The 7,403-nt window shown below is 52.4% G+C and carries 8 protein-coding genes; 5 read left to right on the top strand and 3 right to left on the bottom strand.

The window, feature by feature from the left end; translation table 11 throughout:
• A partial coding sequence (locus OB13_RS15340; protein WP_461491052.1) for a hypothetical protein occupies positions 1-182 on the top strand: 182 nt, incomplete at its 5' end.
• Here OB13_RS15340 and OB13_RS15345 read toward each other — a convergent pair.
• Positions 139-1,095, bottom strand: coding sequence for a cation diffusion facilitator family transporter (locus OB13_RS15345; RefSeq protein WP_461491053.1), 957 nt, complete (start codon positions 1,093-1,095; stop codon positions 139-141). The genes OB13_RS15340 and OB13_RS15345 overlap by 44 nt on opposite strands.
• Before the next feature lie 152 nt (positions 1,096-1,247).
• Here OB13_RS15345 and OB13_RS15350 point away from each other — a divergent pair, with 152 nt between their 5' ends.
• The 4 genes from OB13_RS15350 (at position 1,248) to OB13_RS15365 (ending at position 5,647) form a co-directional block, all read left to right on the top strand.
• A complete protein-coding gene (locus OB13_RS15350; RefSeq protein WP_461491054.1) occupies positions 1,248-1,931 on the top strand; it encodes a response regulator transcription factor in 684 nt (227 codons plus the stop codon).
• Entirely contained in the window at positions 1,928-3,325 is a 1,398-nt protein-coding gene (locus OB13_RS15355; RefSeq protein WP_461491055.1) for a HAMP domain-containing sensor histidine kinase, read from the top strand. Before OB13_RS15350 ends, OB13_RS15355 begins: the two co-directional genes overlap by 4 nt.
• Positions 3,326-3,472: 147 nt before the next feature.
• Entirely contained in the window at positions 3,473-5,044 is a 1,572-nt protein-coding gene (locus tag OB13_RS15360; RefSeq protein ID WP_461491056.1) for a SulP family inorganic anion transporter, read from the top strand.
• Between the two features lie 24 nt (positions 5,045-5,068).
• Positions 5,069-5,647, top strand: a complete 579-nt coding sequence (locus OB13_RS15365; protein ID WP_461491057.1) for a carbonic anhydrase — start codon at positions 5,069-5,071, stop codon at positions 5,645-5,647.
• A 356-nt stretch (positions 5,648-6,003) separates the two neighbouring features.
• Here OB13_RS15365 and OB13_RS15370 read toward each other — a convergent pair whose 3' ends face one another.
• Both OB13_RS15370 and OB13_RS15375 read right to left on the bottom strand, forming a co-directional pair.
• The gene (locus OB13_RS15370; RefSeq protein ID WP_461491058.1) at positions 6,004-6,627 is read right to left on the bottom strand and encodes a porin family protein; all 624 of its coding nucleotides are present in this window, start codon (positions 6,625-6,627) and stop codon (positions 6,004-6,006) included.
• A gap of 197 nt (positions 6,628-6,824) precedes the next feature.
• Positions 6,825-7,403: SWFGD domain-containing protein (locus tag OB13_RS15375; RefSeq protein ID WP_461491059.1), on the bottom strand; the 579-nt coding region annotated here is incomplete at its 5' end.

The raw sequence follows: 7,403 nt of genomic DNA on the forward strand, positions 1-7,403 counted from the left end.
CCTCTTCCCGGAGCGGCATTCATTTCGGGTTTTTCCGCGGCAAAGAGCTCTCTGACTCGGACAGGCGGCTGGTAAGCCGCAACGGACAACTACCCCACATCAAAATCCGCACCCTGGCCGACGTAGACGATGCATACTTCAGTGAACTGGTGCGGGAGGCCGTGCACCTGAATCAGAACTAAAAGGGGGAGTACAGTGCTCCTGGCTGCATTCCTGGCCCGGTATTTCCAACTCCACCGTCACATGGTCGATGTGCTCCTTGCGCATCGCTTCCCGGATGCGCTGCTTCACCTCATTTGCCTCCAGCAGGTCCAGGTTCTCATGCACAACGGCATGCATGGTCAGCACGTGGCTCATTCCATCCAGCGTCCAGAGGTGCAGGTCGTGTACGGAGCGGATTTCCGGTAACTGTGCCAGGCGTTGTTGTAGCTGCCGCAGGCTGATATTGGCAGGCGTGCCCTGCAGCAGGATGGTCAGGCCCTGGCGCAGGTTGCGAACCACGTTGTAGAGCACAAAGCCGGTGATCAGCACAGACAACAGCGGGTCTATGATCGGCCAGTCGAAGAAATAAAGAAGTATACCTCCCACCAGCACAGCCGCCCAGCCCATTACGTCTTCCAGCAGGTGCAACATGGCTACGCGTTCATTCAGCGACAGGCCTCCTTTGAGTCGCAGGGCAGCAAAGCCATTCACCACCACACCCAGCAAGGCAAAGCCAATCATGCCCGGTGCATGTACCGGTTCCGGGTTGAATAATCGGGGTATGGCCACCCACAGCACGATACCGGAGCCCAGCAGCAGTACCACCGAGTTGATAACGGCACCCAGCAGCGAGAAACGCTTGTAGCCGTATGAGAAGTGCTGGTCGCTGCCTTTGCGGGAAAGACGTTCAAAATACCAGGCCAGGCCAAGCGATAAAGAGTCCCCCAGATCATGCAGCGCATCCGAAAGAATGGCCATGCTGTTGATCCACAAACCGCCGAAGATCTCGAGTACAGTAAAACCTAAGTTTAGAAAAAAAGCGATCCTGATGTTATCGCCGGCGTGGTGGTGATGGCCATGGCCTCCCGCATGGTGGTGGTGATCGTGTGGCATATTCTAGCTAAACGAACTACAAAGTAATTAGATACTGCTGCATGCGCAACCCGTAGAGGAGTGTTTTGCAGAACTAATCGTAAATTGCGGGCCGCCCCGGAAAGGTGAAGGCTTTCGCAGCCCCTGTCAGAATGCAAACGTGGAAAAGACACATGAAAATACTGCTGGTAGAAGATGAACCCAAAGTAGCTTCCTTTATCAAAAAGGGCCTCGAAGAGCAGACGTATGAAGTGGACCAGGCGTATGACGGCAACTTCGGCCTCAGGCTGGCCCTTCAGAATGAGTATGACCTGATCATCCTGGATATCATATTGCCCAACATGAACGGCCTGGAAGTATGCCGCGAGATCAGACGGCATAAGTCTTCTGTCTCCATTCTCATGCTGACAGCGCTCGGAACTACCGACGACAAGATCACCGGGCTGGACGCCGGAGCCGATGATTACCTGACCAAACCGTTTGAATTCAAAGAGCTGCTGGCGCGTATCCGGGCGCTGTCCAGACGAGTAGGCGAGACGGGGGGAGGCGAGAAAATTGTCCTGAGTGATCTGGAAATGGACCTGGGCAGCAAAACCGTGACCCGCAGCGGTAAAGTGATCAGCCTGACCGCCCGGGAGTTTACGCTGTTATATTACCTGCTGCGCAACAAGGGCCGGGTCGTGTCGCGTGTGGACATCACCGAGAACGTCTGGGAAACCTCGTTTGACACAGGCAGCAACGTGATCGATGTCTACATCAACTTCCTGCGCAAAAAGATCGACAAGGGATTTCCTACCAAGCTGATTCACACCCTGGTAGGTATGGGATATGTGCTGAAAGAAGAGGAGGGAGCATGAAAATAAGGACAAAACTGACGCTGCAGTTTGCCGGAATCTCTGCGCTGATCCTGATCCTGTTTTCGCTGGTCATCTATTATTTTACTTCCCTTTACCGGCAGGATGACTTTTATCAGCGGATAGAGCGCAGGACTTCTGATATTGCAGCGCATGTGCTGGAGGCAGATGAGGTGAACGAGCGTGTCCGCCGACGCAACCAGATTAGCTACTACCAGGTGCTCCCGCATGAGATAGTGCATATCTACAAAGCGGATGGCACCTTGTATTTTACAGATGGCGAAGGCCGGCTGGAGGTAGGCCAGGAACTACTGGACAGGGTCATGCGGGAGCAATTTATCAAGTATGAGCAGGATGACCGGCAGGTCGTGGGGCGGTATTACAAAGACAATGAAGGCAGCTTTGTCATATTTTCCTCTTCCCTGGACGAATATAGCCTCCGCAAGCTGCAGCACCTCAAAGTTATCCTGATCGTGAGTTTCCTGGGTTCTATGGTGGTCGTTGTGCTGGCCGGATGGGCGTTTGCGAAAGAAGCGCTTCGGCCCATTACCCGGGTGGTGCAGGAAGTAGAGAAGATCAGTGCTTCAGACCTGCACCTGCGCCTGAGCAACGCCGATGGCACGGATGAATTATCGGACCTGGCCCAGACCTTCAACAAGATGCTGGCCCGGCTGGAGCTGGCCTTTGAGATGCAGAGTACCTTCGTTTCCAATGCCTCCCATGAACTTCGCACGCCCCTCACCACCATGATCGGGGAGCTGGAGGTAGCCCTGATGAAACCCCGCGAGCCGGAGGAGTACCAGCGGGTGCTCTCTTCTACCCTGGAGGATGCCCGCCTGCTGGCAGAACTCTCCAACGGCCTTCTGCAGATCGCGCAGGCCAGCATAGATTCCTCCAAGATCAAGCTGGCGCGCCTGCGGTTTGACGAGCTGTTGTGGATGGCCCATGATCAGGCCCTTAAGCGTCAGCCTGGTGCCCACTACGACATCGACTTTGATAACCTGCCCGATGATGAAGACCGCCTGGTGGTGAAAGGCAATGAAGCGCTTCTCCTGATTGCCATCGTGAATGTGCTGGAGAATGCGGTCAAATTTTCCCCGAAGGGAGAGTACATTTCAGTGCGTCTGTCAGCCAACACCCGTGAGGTGGTGCTGCAGGTATCGGACAAGGGATTAGGTATAGCACCCCATGACCTGAAGCATGTTTTTGTTCCATTTTTCAGAGCCAATAACGTCCGCAACATCACGGGGCATGGCATAGGTCTCCCGTTGGCAGAAAGTATCATCAAACTGCATAAAGGCACCATCACGGTTGACTCCCGGGTCAATGAAGGAACGGTGGTGACCATCCACCTCCCTCAGGCATTCGGCTTGATTTCGGCACGAAACGCATTTTAATCTGATTTTAATGTGGTTTTAATTTTGCCTTAATACCCCCCGCATACATTTGTAAGCATAAGGTGAGACAACTGACTTATGTTCCTGTTAACTGGTATGTACCGGTGCAGGAGCGTGAGTCAGGACCTTGTTTACAATGTTGTGTATATGAAGAATACTGCTTATAATCCAAGTTTTATGGCCAACCTCGGGAAAGACATTCCGGCTGGCCTTGTTGTTTTCCTGGTTGCCCTGCCTCTCTGTTTAGGTATATCGCTTGCTTCCGGGGCGCCGCTTCTCTCCGGTATCATTACCGGTATTGTAGGCGGTGTTGTCGTGGCCTGGTTGAGCGGATCGAACCTGAGCGTGAGTGGCCCGGCAGCCGGTCTGACGGTGATCGTGCTCAATGGCATCGAGACACTACAGTCGTATGAAGCATTTCTGCTGGCTGTCGTGCTGGCGGGTGTGCTGCAGGTCGGGCTGGGTTTTTTGAAGGCAGGCGTGATTGGTCTCTATTTTCCTTCCTCTGTGATCCGGGGTATGCTGGCAGCCATTGGTCTGATCCTGATCCTGAAACAGATTCCCCACTTCATGGGGGCCGATGACGACTTTTTTGGCGAGATGAACTTCTTTCAGCCGGATGGCCGCAATACGTTCTCCGAACTGATCCATGCGTTCAGCGCGATCAACCTGGGAGCTTTGATCATTGGTGTCCTTTCACTGACGGTTCTAATTCTGTGGGATACACCCTTTATAAAGCGTATCAAGCTCTTCAAGCTTATACCGGGTGCTCTGATTGTGGTGATTGGCTCGGTAGGTATAAACTACCTGTTCATTCACTATTTTCCGGAGTTGGCTGTGGCCGGCAACCACCTGGTGAACCTGCCGATGATTAGCAGCGCGCAGGACATTGGCAACGAGTTGCGGTTCCCGGCTTTCGACCAGTTCACAAATCCGTCGCTCTACGTGGTCGCTTTTACAATTGCCATCATCGCCAGCCTGGAGACCTTGCTGAGCGTGGAAGCTGTCGACAAACTGGACCCGCACAAGCGCCGCACACCCAACAACCGCGAATTGAAAGCACAGGGCGTCGGTAACATCATGGCCGGTTTGCTGGGCGGTATACCTATGACAGCTGTGATCGTGCGCAGTTCGGCCAATATCGCAGCAGGTGGCCAGACAAAAATGTCAGCCTTCGTACACGGTATCTTCCTGTTGCTTTCGGTGTTGTTCCTGGCTGGCTTCCTCAACCAGGTGCCGCTGTCCGCTTTGGCTGCCGTGTTGCTCATCGTAGGGTTTAAACTGACGAAGCCGGCTCTGTACAAGTCGCAGCTGAAACTGGGGCATGAACAGTTCATCCCTTTTATCGTGACGATACTGGCTATCCTGTTTACCGACCTGTTGGTCGGTATCCTGATCGGTCTTACCATAGGCATCTTTTATATCCTGAAAGCCAATTACAAATCGCCCTACTTCTACCACAAAGAAGAACAGCGCGATAAGGACATTATCCGTATCAGGCTAAGTGAGCATGTGTCTTTCCTGAACAAAGCCAGCATTGTGCTGACGCTGGAGCATCTGCCGCAAAACAGCCATGTGATCATCGACGGAGAAAACTCGGAGTACATTGACTATGATGTGCTAGAGGCTATACAAGCTTTCAAAGAAACGGCACATGAGCGTAACATCACGGTTGAGGTATTGAACGTGAAAGCAGTATCGGTACTGGACATGCATTAATGGGATGAGCCTATGCAGCACTTTTTGAAACGCATATTTGAGAATAACAGGAAGTGGGTAGAGCAAAAGCTCAGCGAGGACAAGGATTACTTCCGGAAGCTGGCCCAGGGGCAAGAACCCCGCTACCTGTTCATCGGCTGCTCAGACAGCCGCGTACCTGCCAATGAGATCACCGGTACCGGTCCCGGTGAAATGTTTGTGCATCGGAACATTGCCAACCTGGTGGTGCACACCGATATGAATATGCTCTCGGTGGTGCAGTATGCGGTGGAAGTTTTGAAAGTGAAAGTGATCATCGTATGCGGGCACTATGGCTGTGGCGGGGTAGCTGCCGCTGCCGGCAATGAGCAGTTCGGTCTGATTGATAACTGGCTGCGCAACATCAAAGACGTGCTACGTCTGCACGAGGCAGAGATACTGGGCATAGCGGATGAAGAGGCGCGCCTGCGCCGGCTGGTAGAACTTAACGTAATCGAGCAGGTGCGCAACCTATCCAAAACTTCTGTCATCCAGAAGGCGATGCAGTCCGATGACCCGCCTAAGCTGTATGGCCTGGTATACGATCTGAAAGAAGGCTATCTGAAGGAGCTGCAGACAGGTTAAAGCGAAGAGTCTATCAGGCGCTATGCGCAAACCTATACCTGGTTTCAGGAAGAAAAGCCGATGAAAATCGCATCCACCACAACCTACTACCTACCTTTACCTGATGACACACAGAAAACAGTCCCCTGCCAAGGCAGAGGACTGTTTTTAAACCTGCTGCCGACAGTTTACTACGTATCATTCGTGCCCAAAAATCTGGCGTAAGATCCTTTCATTAATCTTAGGATAGCAGATAGTTTAACAGATAAGGTATAGCAGCCTGTGCTTTTAAGAAATCGAACCCCGTTTTATAAGACTCAGAAACACAAAAAGGCCTGCTTCATCAGCAGGCCTTTTTGTGTAGCAGCAAAAGTAGCTTATCTGCTATGGCCAAGCAAGTAGCTGAGCATGAGGCTAAAAGCTGAGTTTCTGCGGTCAACTCCCTGATAGCTTCCTTCATCGTCCACCTTTTTCAGGCCGCCGGTATAGCGCACTTCCAGGCCTACACCGTTGCCGGCGCGGTAACCTACCGTGCCCACATACCCGAAGTCAACTGTATACGGGTTGTCTGTGTAACCTGACTTGGTAATAACGGATTTGTTACCGGAATCGGAAGTAACTTCCCGGATGTGTTTGGCACCGGCTATAAACGACACCTGAGGTCCGAGGTCGACAAACACGCCGCTGGCCGACAGGTGTAGCAATACAGGTACATCAATGTAGTTGAGTCTGAACTCATCGGCGATCAGGTTGCCGTTCGATGTAACTTCCCTGCGACCGCCCTTCGAGGTATAGAGGGCTTCTACCTGCACCCCGACCATGTTTCCGATATGCCGCTGCAGGAACAGGCCACCCGTGTATCCTATTCTATACTTGTTATGGTCGCTATCTTCTCCTTTGAAGGTAGCATAGGTCGCTCCTCCCTTTATACCTAACTGCTGGGCGTAGCCTGTAGCTGCGAGTAAAGTCAGGCAGCACGTAAGTAATAGAGTCTTCTTCATAGAAAAATGTTGCTTGGTTTATTGTACTAAAAGTGCGTGAAATTAGGGGAAAGTACAGCAGGATACAATGGAGGATATATATAAATTGTGCTATTTTTCTGATACAAAAAAGCCCGGCCAGTTTTGGCCGGGCTTTCCCGTTTATCTATTGGTTCGATTGACCTACCCGTTACTTATAAGTAGCTGATAGCTGTCGGTTACCATTCATAGTCTCTGCGTGAAGAAGATCCGTAGGAGTACGGAGGTCCACTATAGGTATTGCCATAAGAGGTATGGCTTCTGTAGCGGCTGTTATAATCGCTGTCGTGTTCTCTGTCACGCATTTCATCCATTCTTCTTCTGCGTTCTGCTTCATCATCTCCGAACCAGGATCTTACCTCATCGCCGGCGCGGTCAAAGAAGCCGCGGTCTTCATCCCGGTTTCTGTCCCAGTCGCTGCTATGTCGGCGGCTGCTGTAGTCGGAGGAGCTGGATGGATAGTTGGAGGAGCCATAGCTGCTTCCTGTGTTGTAGCTGGAAGTGCCATAACCGGAGCCATACCTGCCGGTAGATCCGTAGCCGGAGGAACCGTAGCCAGCGCCACCATAGTTGGAGGATCCGCTATAGCCCCTGCTAGATCGGTAGCTGTCGCTGCTGGGGTCACGCATATCGTCCATTCTTCTTCTGCGTTCTGCATCGTCGTCCCCGAACCAGGATTTCACCTCGTCGCTGCCACGGTCCCATGCGTCGCGATCGCCGCGGTTGGAAGAGTCCCAATCGCTGCTACTGTAGCGTCT

Source organism: Pontibacter sp. HJ8, assembly GCF_054824225.1.